This window comes from Paenibacillus sp. 2TAF8 (assembly GCF_052114825.1).
In the GTDB taxonomy this organism is placed as follows: Bacteria; Bacillota; Bacilli; order Paenibacillales; family Paenibacillaceae; genus Paenibacillus.
Genome location: NZ_JBFRFN010000033.1, coordinates 1 through 15,778, shown reverse-complemented (window position 1 = coordinate 15,778; position 15,778 = coordinate 1). Strand labels below are relative to the sequence as shown.

The following is a 15,778-nucleotide window of genomic DNA, read 5'->3' as shown; positions in this document are numbered from 1 at the left end:
GCGCGGGCATGGAGACTTTTTTGTGCCTGCTGCGCAAGGCGTGCCCGGCATATGCCGGCATCCATTGCTGCGCAGCATAGGTGTGCCGGCGGCTCGTGGCATGCACCGCCGGTTTACCCACCGCCCTCTTGCATCAGCTTGAGGGCGTCTAGCTCACCACCGCGAATTTTACTCTTCGCGGTGGTGCTTTTTCGGGCGCGCAGCGGAACCGTCGCGCGCTTTACAAGCGTCTTGATCTCGGCTGGAGACAAGCCGGGATGTCTGGCGAGCAGCAGGGCGATTGCACCGCTAACATGGGAGGTTGCCATGGATGTGCCGCTCATCTCATGATGTTTGCCTTGCACCCAAGAGGACACAATTTTATCGCCAGGGGCATAGACATCCACATAAGCCCCGCGATTGCTGAATGAAGCAATCCGTCTGTTTTTGTCGGTTGCACCGACAGAGATGGTTTGCGGATATCGAGCAGGATAATCGATACTGCGTCGTTTGCCGTCATTTCCTGACGAGGCTACAATGACGATTCCTGCATGATATGCACGGTTGACCACATCAAGCAAAGATTTACTGCGTGTTTTCATGCCAAAACTCATATTGATAATATCGACCTTGTTGCGTACACACCAGTCGATGCCGAGGACGATGTCGGAGACATAAGCCGAGCCGTTGTGATCGAAGGCTTTGACCGGGTAGATCAGAGCGCGCGGGGCAACACCGATCATGCCTTCCATGCTGTTCGCGGCGGCGATTGTTCCCGCAATATGGGTGCCGTGCCCGTTGTCATCATGGGGAAGCAGGCTTCGATTCAAAAGATTGATGCCACGGGCAAGGGAATATCGCAGATCAGGATGGTGGTAATCTGCTCCTGTATCAATAACGCCAATTTTGATCCGGTGCCCTGTTGAAACAGACCACACCTTGGGGGCACGGATCTGTTTGACTCCCCAGGGGATACCTTGAGGGGTAGTTGGTTTGTTGTGTAGTGCGGTAGAATGCAGTACGACAGGGGTATCTTTCTCTACCGTGATGTCATCTGCATAACGATATAACACGTCTGGGCGCTGTACAGGGGCAATGAGGGTTCTAGCCAACCGGGACGCTCCGACGCCTCCCAGATCGGCGAATTCATTGCGCATTCGGGATAATTCAACGAGACAGGCCTCGTACTGCTGTGGTTTGGCGAAACGAATCAGATAGCGTCCTCCGTGTTCAGGCTCGGGGCATCTCATTCCGTCAATCAACTGATGCAATAAACCGGTATAGTCCATTATGGGCTGCCCCCTTCGGGATGAACATGCTGAGGTATTCTATGAATGCGTTCATCCCGGCGCATGGGGAACTTGCCCTTTTTTTACAAAAACATATTCTCTCCGTGTCAAAACGGGCGCAGGAACATATGATGGATGGAGGGCTAGAGGGCTCTTGCGGGGAACCTGGTGAGGAGCAATCCTACGAGGGTATACAGTCAGAAGGCGGAGGGGACTCCGTCTTTTACATATGATTTCTATTTTGGTCCTTCAGGAGATAGGCCACCGTAGTATTGAGCAGATCGGCAGATGGATTAAAAGATGATTGTGCAAATATGGAACATGCTTACATAAAAACTTGCTTTTTAACGCTAAATAGGTTTTACTTAGGTTTGTTAATGGATATGTTATACGTAACGTTCCAGTTTGCAGGGGATATAAAGTGAATTATGTGTGAGAGGAAGTGTCTTTAGTGAGTACCTCACTCAATTTGAAAATTGATAAAGAAAAGGTAAAAGAGATCCCTTTGGTGGATCTAGCTTTTATGGTGCTGAAAGCGGCCAATACGCCGTATTACTACCGGGATTTGATGAATGAGGTAGCGAAGCAGCGCGGAATGACGGATGAAGAGATCAACGAGTATATTGCCCAGCTGTATACCGAAATTAATATCGATGGCCGTTTTGCATGCGTCGGTACGAGTCTGTGGGGATTGAAACGCTGGTATCCGGCTGGATCAGAAGATTCCATGACAGGTGCGAAGCGTCCGCGTATCATCAACGATGAAGATGATGATCTGGAAGACGAAGACTTCGGTGAAGAGGAAGACAGCTACAACAGCGATGAAGACTTCGATAGCACAGATGATGATCAGGACGAAGATGAAGAAGAAGAAGAAGAAGAAGATGACATCTTTGACGAAGACGACAGCGAAGAAGAAGTGCTGGTTGAAGATGACGATCTGGAAGATGAAGACCTCGATGAAGACGATGAAGAGTCCGAAGATGAGGATGAATTTGACGACGATTCTAAATAATCGCTAGTCCTTTTTGGTGTCTAATATTTACCCGTTTTCCCCCCTATAGTCAGCCTTGACAGCGGGCGGGGTAACGGGTAAACTATTGCATGGGCTTATGAATGAGCGAGAATATATTTATGTTTTTTTAGAGAAAGTGCCCCGTCCTGCGGGAGTACTTTCTTTTTGTATTTTTAGAGGCAGAATGATGTTAAACGATTACTTTTCCGACTGCTCCCGGCCAAACCTTTTCGGCCTCTTTTTTTGTATGTTCAAACAAGAAATGCAGCCTATAGGTGATGCTCGGTTTGGGGACAAGCGTGGATGAAGGCTCCCGGAAAGTTTGCATTATTTTTTGCCAGGAATGATGTGTAGTTAAAGCCGTCTTCGCTGAGAAGAGCAGATCGCAGGTTTAGTTAATTTCTGCCAGTGCTCTTTTTAACGATGATTACCTGGGAAACGGGTTACGATAACACCATATATCGCCTGAATTTCTGTACTTATATTAGGAGGGTAATAACAGTGACAAAGTATATTTTCGTGACGGGCGGAGTTGTGTCCTCCCTGGGCAAAGGGATTACAGCAGCCTCGCTGGGCAGATTGCTGAAGAACAGAGGTCTCAAGGTAACGATTCAAAAATTCGATCCATACATCAACATTGACCCGGGAACGATGAGTCCTTATCAGCATGGTGAGGTATTCGTAACAGATGATGGTGCAGAGACGGATCTGGACCTTGGCCACTATGAGCGTTTTATCGACATTAATCTCTCCAAAAACAGCAATGTCACGACAGGTAAAGTGTACTCTTCCGTTATCAGCAAGGAGCGTCGCGGAGAGTATCTGGGCGGTACAGTTCAAGTGATTCCGCACATCACCAACGAGATCAAAGAGCGTGTATTCCGCGCTGGGCGTGAAGCGGGTTCGGATGTGGTGATTACCGAGATTGGCGGCACAGTGGGCGATATTGAAAGTTTGCCATTCCTGGAAGCGATTCGTCAGATCAAGAGTGATGTAGGTCGTGACAACGTGATGTACATTCACGTTACGTTGATTCCATACATCAAAGCTGCGGGTGAAGTGAAAACAAAACCGACACAACACAGTGTGAAGGAATTGCGCAGCATCGGTATTCAGCCGAACGTTATCGTTTGCCGTACGGAATATGAGTTGTCCAAGGACATGAAAGCCAAAATCGCACTTTTCTGTGATATTGACGAGAATGCGGTAGTCGAATGCCGTGATGCAAGCACATTGTATGAAGTACCGCTTAACCTTCGTGAAGAAGGACTAGATGAGATCGTCGTTAACCACCTGAAGCTGACTACTCCTGCACCGGATATGAGCGAGTGGGAAGGTCTGGTCAACCGGATTAGCAAGCTGGAGCGCACGGTTGAGATTGCGATCGTTGGTAAATATGTAGCATTGCATGACGCATACCTGAGTGTCGTAGAGTCCCTGTCACATGCAGGTTTTGCTTCCAATGCAGAGGTGAAGATCCGCTGGGTTCACTCTGAAGATATTACAGATGAAAACGTTGGTGACATGCTGCACGGTGTTGGCGGGATTCTCGTTCCTGGTGGTTTCGGTGACCGGGGTATTGAAGGTAAAGTTTCTGCGATCCGTTATGCTCGTGAGAAAAATATTCCATTCTTCGGTATTTGCCTTGGTATGCAGGTTTCCGTTATTGAGTATGCACGTTCCATCGTTGGATTGAACGGAGCGAACAGTTCCGAGATCAACCCGGCTACGGAGTTCCCGGTAATTGATCTTTTGCCAGAGCAAAAAGATATCGAAAACCTGGGCGGTACGATGCGTCTTGGTCTGTACCCTTGCAAGCTGCAAGAAGGTTCTTTGGCGATGGCTTGTTATGATGATGAACTGGTATATGAAAGACACCGTCACCGGTATGAGTTCAACAATGAATACCGTGAAGCGATTGAAAAAGCGGGTCTCGTTATTTCCGGTACATCACCGGATGGACGCCTGGTTGAGATTGTGGAACTTCCTGGACACCCTTGGTTCCTGGCTGTGCAGTTCCACCCGGAATTCACTTCCCGTCCAAATCGTCCGCAACCACTGTTCCGTGAGTTCGTGAAAGCTTCTCTGGAGAATGCGGAGAAATAATAAATTCATTCGTTGAAATACTGATTTTATAAGGATGGTTCTCGTTGCTATTATGGCGCGGAAGCATCCTTTTCTTTTTTAGTAAAGATGTAGATTGATTTAGCCTTGGTCAATTTGAGATAATAGAAGGATTTTAATGGAAGAGGTAGAATACTTATCATGACGACTATGGGATAGTTATCCAGATACAATATGTATATGCTTTCCTAATTCTAGGAGGTTACAGCGTGGAAGAGAAAAAAGTTCTGATTGTTGATGACCAAAACGGTATTCGAATTCTACTAATGGAAGTGTTCAGCAGCGAAGGGTATAACACATTTCAGGCGGCAAATGGCAAGATCGCGCTCGAAATCGTCAACAAGGACAAGCCTGACCTGGTTTTGCTGGATATGAAAATTCCGGGCATGGATGGGTTGGAAATACTGAAGCATATCAAGGCGATCGACCCCGATATTAAGGTAATTATGATGACAGCGTATGGAGAACTAGACATGATCAAGGAAGCTACCGATCTTGGTGCGCTTATGCATTTCACAAAACCGTTCGACATTGATGAGATGCGTGTGGCCGTTAATATGCAACTTCGTAACGGTGCTGCAAACAAGTGCAGCTAAATCCTGTAGATACAGGATTTTTTTGCGTCATTCACCAATCTATGTCTAATCATGAGAAAATGAGGTATTTCACCTGATTCCATAGGGAATATTGAAAATGGTAACGCCATCATGCTGTGTCTCTGAAAACTGTGCTGCAAAGCACAGCATTTTTGCAAATGCTTGTTTAGTATTTGACATGGGATGTGGTATAATAAGCCCGTATGTGATTTCGGCTAAAAACCATAGACACAACCCAAACCCCTAGGAGGATTGAAACCATGCCATTAGTATCTATGACAGACATGTTGAACAAAGCACTTGAAGGTAAATATGCAGTTGGTCAATACAACATCAACAACCTTGAGTGGACTCAAGCGATTCTTGCTGCCGCTGAAGAAGAGAAATCCCCAGTAATTCTGGGCGTATCCGAAGGTGCAGCACGTCACATCGGTGGCTTCTACACTGTAGTCAAAATGGTAGAAGGACTCATTCACGACATGAAAATCTCCGTACCAGTTGCGATCCACCTGGACCACGGTTCAAGCTTCGACAAATGTAAAGAAGCAATCGATGCAGGATTCACATCCGTAATGATCGACGGTTCTCACCACTCCATCGATGAGAACATCGAAATGACTAAAAAAGTAGTTGAATATGCACACGCTAAAGGCGTTTCTGTAGAAGCTGAAGTAGGTACTGTAGGCGGACAAGAAGACGACGTTATCGGTGGTATTCAATATGCTGACCTGAACGAGTGCATTCGCATCGTTAAAGAAACAGGTATCGACACTTTGGCACCAGCTCTGGGTTCCGTTCACGGTCCTTACCAAGGCGAGCCAAACCTCGGCTTCAAAGAAATGGAAGAAGTTCGTGACGCGGTACAAGTTCCACTCGTATTGCACGGTGGTACAGGTATTCCTAAGCACGATATCGATAAAGCAATCTCCTTGGGTACTTCCAAAATCAACGTGAACACAGAGAATCAAATCTCGTTCACTAAAGCAGTTCGTGAAGTGCTTGCAGCAAAACCAAATGCTTACGATCCACGTACGTTCATCGTACCAGGTCGCGAAGCAATCAAAGAAACCGTTAAAGGTAAAATCCGTGAGTTTGGTTCTAACAACAAAGCGTAATTTATCTTTACCAGTTCCATACTGTGAAATGGAAGAACACCGCCTAGCCGGTGTCTTTCCATTTTCACACCTTATTTCTACATCGTTAGCCATCAGCACGTATTGCCGTTCATCGGCTGCAAAACACGTAGGGGGACATTAAGCTTTATGGAAAAATTGATGATTAGTGGCGGACGTCCGTTACAGGGAACTGTAACTATAAGCGGCGCCAAAAACAGCGCCATTGCACTTATTCCTGCAGCATTGCTTGCCGAGTCAGAGGTCGTGTTGGATAACTTGCCGTTACTCAGTGACGTGGCCGTGTATGCAGAAATTTTGGAGGAACTTGGAGCGCGTGTAACTTGGGAAGGCAGTCAGATGAAAATTGACCCTTCCGATATTAAATCAATTCCGATGCCGAACGGTCCCGTCAAGAAGCTTCGTGCTTCGTATTATATGATGGGTGCACTGCTTGGGCGTTTTAAAGAAGCAACAATAGGTTTGCCTGGAGGTTGTAATTTTGAGCCTCGTCCAATAGATCAACATATCAAAGGGTTTGAAGCGCTTGGCGCAACAGTAACCAATGAACATGGCTCCATCCATTTGCATGCCAAAGAGCTGCGAGGAGCTAAGATATATCTGGATGTAAGCAGTGTTGGTGCGACCATCAACATTATGCTGGCGGCCACTCGTGCCAAAGGCTCTACAATTATTGAAAATGCGGCTAAAGAGCCTGAGATTATAGATGTAGCAACACTTCTCAATTCCATGGGTGCCAGCATCAAAGGTGCGGGTACAGAAACGATCCGAATTGAAGGAGTTTCGGAGCTTAAGGGTTGCCGTCACTCTATCATCCCGGACCGAATTCAGGCGGGTACGTATATGATTGCCGCAGCTGCGACACGCGGAGATGTACTCATAGATAATGTCATCCCTAAACATTTGGAAGCTTTAACGGCCAAGTTGCTGGAGATGGGAGTGGGGATCGAGGAACTGGATGAGAGCATCCGGGTCATTGGACAGCCACATTACAGTCATGTTGATGTAAAAGCGCTGGTGTATCCAGGGTTCCCAACGGATCTTCAATCACCAATGACCAGTGTCTTAACACAGGCAACGGGTGTGAGTGTACTCAGCGATTTTGTTTACAGCAATCGGTTCAAACATGTGCCTGAGCTGGTTCGCATGGGTGCTAAAATCCGTGTGGAAGGCAGATCGGCGATTATTGAAGGCAGTGCCCTGAATGCTGCTAAAGTGAAAGCTTCTGATCTTCGCGCCGGTGCAGCTTTGGTCATTGCAGGACTTACCGTCAGTGAGGGTGTAACTGAGGTGACGGGTGTTGAATTTATTGATCGTGGATACGATCATTTGGTAACGAATCTACGTTTGCTTGGTGCTGATGTGTGGCGAGAAACCGAATAAACGTTTATGGGGGCAGCATCGTGTAGATTTCGCTAGAAGCGTGTTTATAGCGGTGCTGCATAACCTATAATAGAATGGGGTATACTATTCTAATAGATTTTGAATTCTCTTCCGGATATGATGAACTGTAACAGGTTCTTTGCCGGAGGGTCTTTTTTTGAAACAAACAACATAAGGCTTTATGAACACATCATTCCTTATATTGTTTTTGAAGATCATTCCCTTTCTCCAATCCCCGGATTTGTTTGAACCTGCGCTTCATAGCCGGTCTTCCCGGATCGATCGCCCCATGTTTGGAGTTCACTCATTAAGGATTATGCCATGTAATGGCCATTCCACCCGGAAACTTACACACCAAGACATGTATTTGCATTATAACGGTTACATTCCGTACAATGGATAGAAGAGATTGTGGTAGAACTACTTTCTATGGCTTGAATGAGCTAACGAAACTATCCATTTCACGGACTCATTAATTGAATAGGTGGTTATTATATGGATCTGCAAATTTCCGATTTGGAAGAAATGAAATTAACGGACCTCTATAAGCTGGCGAAAAAATACCAGATTCCTTATTACGGGACCCTTAAAAAGAAAGAGTTAATCTTTGCTATACTCCGTGCACAAGCGGAACAAAGTGGTTTGATGTTTATGCAGGGTGTGCTCGAGATTTTACCTGAAGGTTACGGCTTCTTGAGGCCAATCAACTACTTGCCAAGCACAGAAGATATTTATATCTCAGCTTCACAGATTCGCAAGTTTGATCTACGGACGGGTGACCTTGTATCAGGTAAGTGTCGAACGCCAAAAGAGAATGAGAGATATTTCGGTCTATTGCAAGTTAACGCTGTGAATGGTGAGAATCCATCGGCGGCTGCGGAGAGACTTCACTTCCCGGCATTAACCCCACTGTATCCGCAGAAGAAACTGGTTCTTGAAACATCCCCGAGCCATTTATCCACACGTATTATGGATGTGCTTGCCCCTGTAGGATTGGGACAACGTGGATTGATTGTAGCACCTCCCAAAGCCGGTAAAACGCTTCTCCTCAAAGAAATTGCCAACAGTATCTCAACTAACAATCCAGAAATTGAACTTTTTGTCCTGTTGATTGATGAACGTCCAGAGGAAGTAACGGATATGTCTCGTTCGGTAAAAGGGGAAGTTGTTGCTTCCACGTTTGATGAGCTGCCCGAGAATCATATTAAAGTAGCGGAACTAGTGCTGGAGCGTGCACTGCGTTTGGTTGAAGCTAAGAAGGATGTCGTTATTTTGCTGGATAGTATTACACGTCTGGCCCGTGCATATAACCTGGTCATTCCGCCATCTGGACGTACACTAAGTGGTGGTATTGATCCAGCAGCATTCCACCGTCCGAAGCGTTTCTTTGGTTCCGCTCGTAATGTAGAGGAAGGCGGCAGCTTGACCATTTTGGCAACAGCGTTAATTGATACGGGATCGCGTATGGATGACATCATTTATGAAGAATTTAAAGGTACGGGTAATATGGAGCTTCATCTGGATCGCAAATTGGCTGAACGCCGTATTTTCCCTGCCATTGATATTCGCCGTTCCGGTACACGCCGTGAAGAGGTACTGCTTAGCAAGGAAGAGCTCGATACGATCTGGGCTATTCGTAAAAATATGAATGATTCCCATGACTTCGTTGAAGGTTTCTTGAAGAAACTACGTAATAGTAAAACGAACGCCGAGTTCTTGGCTGCTTTTGATGCGGCTGGTAACAGTTCTTCCAGCAATGCGGGAACAACAACTACTCGTCGCTCCCCAAGACAGACAGCTACATCGGGAACATCGAATTAACATTTGAGTCGCAGTCTATTCTATATAACAGAGCCACGATTAGGTAATACCAATGGATGAACTGGCATGTCTTTATAGAATGGCTGCGTCATTATACACTCGTCGTTAGGTTTAACTCAATAGATGTGAGGAGAACATCATGTATTTAGTATACGCAGATGAAAAAGGTAATGTTTTTGATCATCCCTCCCTATACGGGCTTGCCCGCAGCGGAGATATGATTGTGGAGATTATGGAGGATGAGTTGATTCCTCTGCCGGAAGGTGCAACATTGGTTGGACTTCCGAGTACCCGGCCAATTGGTATGGACCCGGATACGGGCGAGATGCTGCCGTTGCCAAGTGACACACAAGCCGTAGGTGCACTGTTGCCGCAAGGTTTCACGCGTCTGTGCTTGCCTGGTTATGTGAAGACTGACAAGGAATATAAACTGCCTTTGTTTGGTTATTCGGCTGTCGTATGGAAAGATGGAGGTTTTTATGTTACAGCTTCCCAATCCGACATTCCGGAGAAATGGAACCCGATAAACTGTGATCGTGACGATGTTCGTTCGGGAGTTAAACGGTTTACCAAAAAGTATCCAGAGAACCGTCTATACACTCATCTCTCCAACTGTGCACTTGGTTATGAGTGTCTTACGTCTTCCAACACGTTCTTGAATCGCTGGGAGGGCGGTGTGCCAGTATCGTACTCATGTAATGCTGGCTGTTTCGGCTGTATCTCTGAACAGCCGGATGATAGTGGTTTTGTCTCACCACAAACCCGGATGAATTTCCGCCCGCGTGTGGATGAGATCGTAGAGGTGATGCTGGAGCATTTGAAAACGCCGGAATCTATTATTAGCTTCGGACAAGGATGTGAAGGCGAACCTTCCACACAGGCCAAGCTAATTATTGAGGCGATTCGGGAAGTGCGATCCATTACGGATATGGGCTATATCAACATTAATACCAACGCGGGATTGAATGATCATATTCGTGGCATTGTGGACGCAGGACTGGATCTGATGCGTGTAAGTACGATCAGTGCACTGGATGATCATTATAATGCATATTACAAACCACGTGGGTACACACTCGCTAATGTAGAGAAGTCCATGAAGTACGCTGCAGAGCAGGGAGTATATACGTCCATCAACTACCTGATCTTCCCGGGTGTAACGGATCGTGAGGAAGAGATCGAGGCGATGATTGAGTTTGCTCGCCGGACTAACCTTCGTTTGATTCAGATGCGTAATCTGAATATCGATCCGGAGAGTTATCTGGAGTTGATTCCACCAGCACAGGGCGATATTTTGGGAATGAAACAGATGCTTGAAATCTTTGCTGAAGAGTTGCCAGATGTTGTTATTGGGTCATATACTCATGTTCCGCCAGCAGGGATGGCTCGTCCTAAAAAGCTGATTACCTCTTGAATGAATTAGATTGCAACCGGGTTTAGGCCGTGTTATAATCTGCTGTGTTGTGCCATTTACTCTGGGTCCGCTTGAGGCTCAGGGCGGAAAGAGGTGAAAGGTAATGAAAGAAGCAATTCATCCTAAATACACGATTGGTCAAGTATCCTGCGCATGCGGTAATACTTTTGAGACTGGTTCGGTTAAAGACGGACTTCGTGTAGAGATTTGCTCCGCGTGCCACCCGTTCTTCACAGGTAAACAGAAGTTTATCGATGTTGGCGGCCGTGTGGATCGTTTCAAAAAGAAATACGGAATCTAATAGCACAATTCCTCGGGGATTGTCTACTTATTGTATCCCAATAACCCCTGCTAATTTGGCAGGGGTTTTTTAGTTACCTGTACAAAAGAAGCGTGTAGTTTCTATTTTCCAGCCGGTTGCATTTTGGACTACCTTACGTTATACTATTTCTTACCGTGCTAGATGGGGAGGTAGCGGTGCCCTGTAACTCGCAATCCGCTATAGCGAGGTTGAATTCCTGTTAGAGGTTTTGTCGATGTGAGGTTTGGTCCCTGAACGTGGTGTTGACGGTTGGGTCCTTCGCAATGAGTACTCGCGAACCTGGTCAGGTCCGGAAGGAAGCAGCCATAAGTGAGATCACTCTTGTGCCGAAGGGTTGCCTAGCCTGAGCTATTGTTCAGGGGTGCCGCTTGGATCGCAAATATCGATAACAGGTGCACGGCTTAATCCTTTAAAATGTAGAGACCTTTGCAGCAGTATGAATGCAGGGGTCTTTTTTGATATGTTAAAAAAACCACACATGAAATGAGTCAGATAAAGTTTGGATTCACCTTGGAATATAGTATAATGGGGTGACGACAACGGACTCGAATGCGAAGTGGAAGGAAGGTAACGCATCATGGAGCATATCGCGTTATACCGGGCGTGGCGTCCTCAGTCGTTCCAGGATATGGTGGGACAACAACATATTATTCAGACCTTGCAGAACGCGATTCGTGAGCAGCGGACTTCCCATGCCTATTTGTTTAGCGGCCCCCGAGGGACGGGGAAGACGAGTGCGGCCAAAATATTGGCCAAAGCTGTAAACTGTGAACGCGGACCTGCAACGGAGCCTTGTAACGAATGTGAGGCTTGCCGCCGAATTACGAACGGCGCTGTGATGGATGTGCAGGAGATTGATGCTGCATCCAATCGGGGCGTAGAGGAAATCAGGGATCTTCGGGAAAAGGTGAAATATGCCCCGACCGAAGTCCGGCAGAAGGTTTATATTATTGATGAAGTGCACATGTTGACGACAGAGGCGTTCAATGCTTTGCTCAAAACATTGGAGGAACCACCGCCGCATGTGATGTTTATTTTGGCAACGACAGAACCGCACCGTTTGCCGGCTACCATTATCTCGCGCTGTCAACGATTTGATTTTCGCCGGGTATCTCTGGAAGAACAGACGGCCAGACTGGCTTTGATCTGTGAACAGGAAGGTATGGAAGCGGATCACGATGCTTTGCAGTACATTGCCCGTTTATCTGATGGTGGAATGAGGGACGCGCTCAGTGTACTGGATCAAATCTCTTCATTTACCGATGGGAAAGTAACGTATCAGCAGGTTATGGATATGACAGGCGGTATTGCTTCTGAGCAATTCGCCAAGCTCGCAGCTTCTTTACTCAAAGGGGATGTCGGTCATATTTTGCAAATGATTGAAGGTTTTATGCATGAGGGCAAGAGTGCGGACAAATGTATGGAGAATCTGCTCTATTATTTCCGCGATTTGCTGATGATCAAGATGGTGCCGGATGCGGACAAGCTGACAGATCGGGTATTAAATCCGGAATCGTTTAGTGAAATGGCAGAATCGTTCACGAAGGAACAATTATTCCAGATGATCGATACGCTGAATCGGTACCAGAGTGAGATGAAATATGCAGTTCAGCCGCAGACGTTATTTGAGGTAGCCCTGCTTAAACTGTGTAGTATACCGGCTTCAGGTGGGGCGACTGTAGCCATTGGGTCAACTTCTTCGTCAGCACCAGCTGATGCAGGTGAGATCAACCGGTTGAAACAGCAGCTTTCTGAACTGGAGAAAAAGCTTGATCGGGCGCTCAAAAGCGGTTTATCGGGTGGAGAGGGTGCCTCAAGTGCACCTGCTCGGCCAGCAACGCGTGCGCCTATGTCCAGAGCGAACGCTCCGGTGAAGCTTCCGGCGAATTTGGATCAATATATTGCGCGCAAAGGGTCTCCAGAATTCACGGAGATCAGCAAAAAATGGAGCCAGATTTTGCAACGTGTCAAAGAGGAGAAGGTTACAGTTCACGCCTGGTTTATGGATGGAGAACCGGTTTCGTTGCTTGAAGATAATGTGCTGGTTGCTTTCAAAAACAACATTCACCGTGAAACAACGGAGAAGCAGGCGAACCGTGATGTCATTGAGCGTGTGCTTTCTGAGCAGCTCGGCCGTCAGGCGCGACTTGTGACGATGATGCTCAGAGATTGGACTGGCGCGATGGAAGGAGCTTCTGAGACGCCAAAGGAGGATTTTAAGCTTGAACCAGAGCATGAAGACGGTGGTTCAGGCGATAAACAGCCTTGGATTGATGAAGCTATTCAGTTATTTGGCGAGGATCTTGTAGTCATTAAAGAATAGTACAATGAAATAATTGTAGTGTGTATAATTCTGAGTAACCACAATAAAGGAGATGACGGATATGAATAACATGAACCAAATGATGAAGCAAGTGAAGAAAATGCAGGAGCAAATGCTGAAAGCGCAGGAGGAGCTTGCGGACAAAACAGTTCAAGGGACTTCTGGCGGCGGAGTGGTAACCGCTGAAGTTAATGGACATAAAAAATTGCTCTCCATCACGATCAAGCCTGAAGCTGTAGATCCGGATGATGTTGAAATGCTTCAAGACCTTGTCATGACTGCTGTCAATGACGCTATGGCCAAAGCAGATGAGATTGCTAATAAGGATATGGGCAAATTTACAGGCGGCATGAATATTCCGGGGTTATTTTAATTTAAATTGATCCTGTCCAAAGGAGACACAACCGATTGTATTATCCTGAACCGATAGCCAAGCTGATCGATGCTTTCACCCGTCTTCCGGGTGTGGGTCCAAAGACAGCGGCGCGTTTAGCTTTTCATGTGCTTAACATGAAGGAAGATGACGTTATTGATTTTGCCAAAGCGCTCGTGAGTGTGAAGCGTAATCTTCATTACTGTTCTGTGTGCTGTAATATAACGGATACCGACCCTTGCCGGATTTGTCAGGATAAGTCGAGAGATGTGTCTGTTATCTGTGTAGTTCAAGACTCGAAAGATTTGGTGGCTATGGAACGTACCAAGGAATTCGATGGATACTACCATGTATTGCAGGGTGCGATCTCTCCGATGGAGGGGATTGGTCCGGATGATATACGTTTGAAGGAACTGCTAACACGTTTGAGTGATGAACGGGTCAAAGAATTGATTTTAGCGACGAATCCGAATATCGAGGGCGAAGCTACTGCAATGTATATTTCTCGTCTGGTGCGTCCGTTTGAGATCAGTGTGACCCGTATTGCTCATGGACTGCCAGTTGGCGGAGATCTGGAGTACGCGGATGAGGTAACTCTATCTAAGGCCCTAGAAGGACGCAGGGAAATGCGCTAAGGTTCCTTGTTGTCACTCGGTATAATAGGGATGTTATCATTATCAAATTAAAATGTGTGATCTGATTAGAATTGCAGGAGAGAGTCGTGAGACTCTCTCCTTTTTTTGTGTTAAAAAACATATGTCCAAGTTCTAAGTTTGTCCCTTCCTTGATATGTATGAGAATGTGCTATGTGGATGAAGAGGAGGGGGATTGATGTTGATGTGGCGTAAAACGCAGTGGTTAGGGGAGAAACGGAAGAGAGAGTTGGCGGAGCTGGAGGCAGAACAGATTTATGTGGATGTGCAGAAGGCCAAACAAGAGTGGGAACGCGCGATGAGACAGTTTGAGGATGCATTGGGAGAAGATGAGATTGATTACGCAATCTATGTGCTTGAAGCAGCTGAGAGGAAATACCAAATTCACTTGAAACGGGCGAAACGGTTAACTGGGGATGGTAGGGCTATTACCGAGCGAGAAGTTAGCGTTTAGTGGTGTGCTTGTTAAGGACATCTCATTATGTCTGGAGGAATGAGCTATGAAGACAATTATTCTGGGGAGTATATTGGTGGCATCTCTGCTGGCTCTCATTGTTGTTTTGTTTAGGAAGCGATTAGGTTTATCGATCTTTACATCGATCGGAATTCATCTGGTACTTGCTGCTGCTGGAATATATATCGTGAATTACTCTGGTTGGATAACGGGAATGTATATCCCGTTGAACCCTGCAACAATAGGTACAGTTACTGTTTTGGGTCTGCCAGGTGTCGGGTTGTTATTGGGGTTGAAATTTTCTTTGTTTGGGTAGTTGACTATTAAGAAAGATATATGGTACATTATATCTCGTTGCTTTGCTTGCTTGGTTACGCGCTTTGATTGAAACAAACGGAGTTCATCACGAACTTCGAAAAATAATTTCAAAAAAAGCTTGACTAAAACAAACAGAGTGTGATATATTATAAAAGTCGCCGCTGAGACAAAATGGTGACAAAAAACAAGTTTGATCTTTGAAAACTGAACAACGAGTGAGTAATCATTCTGCTTGCAGAATGAACAAAATGAGATTTTTAATCTCGTCAGATTCAAAATGAGCTTATCGCTCTTTTCAATACTTTATTGGAGAGTTTGATCCTGGCTCAGGACGAACGCTGGCGGCATGCCTAATACATGCAAGTCGAGCGGACTTGAAGAGAAGCTTGCTTCTCTGACGGTTAGCGGCGGACGGGTGAGTAACACGTAGGYAACCTGCCCTCAAGCTTGGGACAACTACCGGAAACGGTAGCTAATACCGAATACTTGTTTTCTTCGCCTGAAGGAAACTGGAAAGACGGAGCAATCTGTCACTTGGGGATGGGCCTGCGGCGCATTAGCTAGTTGGTGAGGTAACGGCT

At 46.3% G+C, this 15,778-nt stretch carries 14 protein-coding genes, 1 rRNA gene and 1 other RNA gene; 15 read left to right on the top strand and 1 reads right to left on the bottom strand.

Annotation, left to right across the window (positions count from 1 at the left end):
• Positions 1 to 113: 113 nt before the first annotated feature.
• Complete coding sequence (locus AB4Z30_RS28055; RefSeq protein ID WP_441930902.1) at positions 114 to 1,268, bottom strand: S8 family peptidase; 1,155 nt, start codon at positions 1,266 to 1,268, stop codon at positions 114 to 116.
• 451 nt (positions 1,269 to 1,719) lie between these two features.
• Between AB4Z30_RS28055 and rpoE the strand changes: the two genes are divergently transcribed.
• From rpoE to AB4Z30_RS27980, 15 genes are all read left to right on the top strand, one after another.
• Complete coding sequence (gene rpoE / locus AB4Z30_RS28050) at positions 1,720 to 2,283, top strand: DNA-directed RNA polymerase subunit delta (protein WP_441930900.1); 564 nt, start codon at positions 1,720 to 1,722, stop codon at positions 2,281 to 2,283.
• 501 nt (positions 2,284 to 2,784) lie between these two features.
• Positions 2,785 to 4,389 (top strand): CTP synthase, encoded by a 1,605-nt coding sequence (locus AB4Z30_RS28045; RefSeq protein WP_441930898.1) that lies wholly within the window; start codon positions 2,785 to 2,787, stop codon positions 4,387 to 4,389.
• Positions 4,390 to 4,616: 227 nt separating this feature from the next.
• Positions 4,617 to 5,003, top strand: coding sequence for a response regulator (locus AB4Z30_RS28040; RefSeq protein ID WP_441930896.1), 387 nt, complete (start codon positions 4,617 to 4,619; stop codon positions 5,001 to 5,003).
• Positions 5,004 to 5,263: 260 nt separating this feature from the next.
• Positions 5,264 to 6,118 carry a class II fructose-1,6-bisphosphate aldolase gene (gene fba, locus AB4Z30_RS28035; protein WP_441930894.1) on the top strand — a complete coding sequence of 285 codons (855 nt, stop codon included), beginning with the start codon at positions 5,264 to 5,266 and terminating at the stop codon, positions 6,116 to 6,118.
• A 147-nt stretch (positions 6,119 to 6,265) separates the two neighbouring features.
• Positions 6,266 to 7,519: a UDP-N-acetylglucosamine 1-carboxyvinyltransferase gene (locus tag AB4Z30_RS28030; protein ID WP_441930892.1), complete on the top strand. Its 1,254-nt coding sequence runs from the start codon at positions 6,266 to 6,268 to the stop codon at positions 7,517 to 7,519.
• A gap of 495 nt (positions 7,520 to 8,014) precedes the next feature.
• Entirely contained in the window at positions 8,015 to 9,340 is a 1,326-nt protein-coding gene (rho, locus tag AB4Z30_RS28025) for a transcription termination factor Rho (protein WP_441930890.1), read from the top strand.
• A 139-nt stretch (positions 9,341 to 9,479) separates the two neighbouring features.
• Positions 9,480 to 10,754 carry a radical SAM protein gene (locus AB4Z30_RS28020; RefSeq protein WP_441930888.1) on the top strand — a complete coding sequence of 425 codons (1,275 nt, stop codon included), beginning with the start codon at positions 9,480 to 9,482 and terminating at the stop codon, positions 10,752 to 10,754.
• Between the two features lie 103 nt (positions 10,755 to 10,857).
• Positions 10,858 to 11,055: a 50S ribosomal protein L31 gene (rpmE, locus tag AB4Z30_RS28015; protein ID WP_441930886.1), complete on the top strand. Its 198-nt coding sequence runs from the start codon at positions 10,858 to 10,860 to the stop codon at positions 11,053 to 11,055.
• Positions 11,056 to 11,208: 153 nt separating this feature from the next.
• Positions 11,209 to 11,476, top strand: an RNA gene (gene ffs / locus AB4Z30_RS28010) — signal recognition particle sRNA large type.
• Between the two features lie 177 nt (positions 11,477 to 11,653).
• Positions 11,654 to 13,399, top strand: a complete 1,746-nt coding sequence (dnaX, locus tag AB4Z30_RS28005; protein ID WP_441930884.1) for a DNA polymerase III subunit gamma/tau — start codon at positions 11,654 to 11,656, stop codon at positions 13,397 to 13,399.
• Positions 13,400 to 13,460: 61 nt separating this feature from the next.
• Positions 13,461 to 13,772, top strand: coding sequence for a YbaB/EbfC family nucleoid-associated protein (locus AB4Z30_RS28000; RefSeq protein ID WP_342553666.1), 312 nt, complete (start codon positions 13,461 to 13,463; stop codon positions 13,770 to 13,772).
• A gap of 35 nt (positions 13,773 to 13,807) precedes the next feature.
• Positions 13,808 to 14,407 (top strand): recombination mediator RecR, encoded by a 600-nt coding sequence (gene recR, locus AB4Z30_RS27995; protein ID WP_062329683.1) that lies wholly within the window; start codon positions 13,808 to 13,810, stop codon positions 14,405 to 14,407.
• Positions 14,408 to 14,603: 196 nt separating this feature from the next.
• The gene (locus AB4Z30_RS27990; protein ID WP_441930881.1) at positions 14,604 to 14,879 is read left to right on the top strand and encodes a DUF2508 family protein; all 276 of its coding nucleotides are present in this window, start codon (positions 14,604 to 14,606) and stop codon (positions 14,877 to 14,879) included.
• Positions 14,880 to 14,925: 46 nt separating this feature from the next.
• Positions 14,926 to 15,195, top strand: coding sequence for a pro-sigmaK processing inhibitor BofA family protein (locus AB4Z30_RS27985; protein ID WP_441930879.1), 270 nt, complete (start codon positions 14,926 to 14,928; stop codon positions 15,193 to 15,195).
• A gap of 305 nt (positions 15,196 to 15,500) precedes the next feature.
• Positions 15,501 to 15,778: ribosomal RNA gene (locus AB4Z30_RS27980) — 16S ribosomal RNA — on the top strand; the annotation flags it as partial.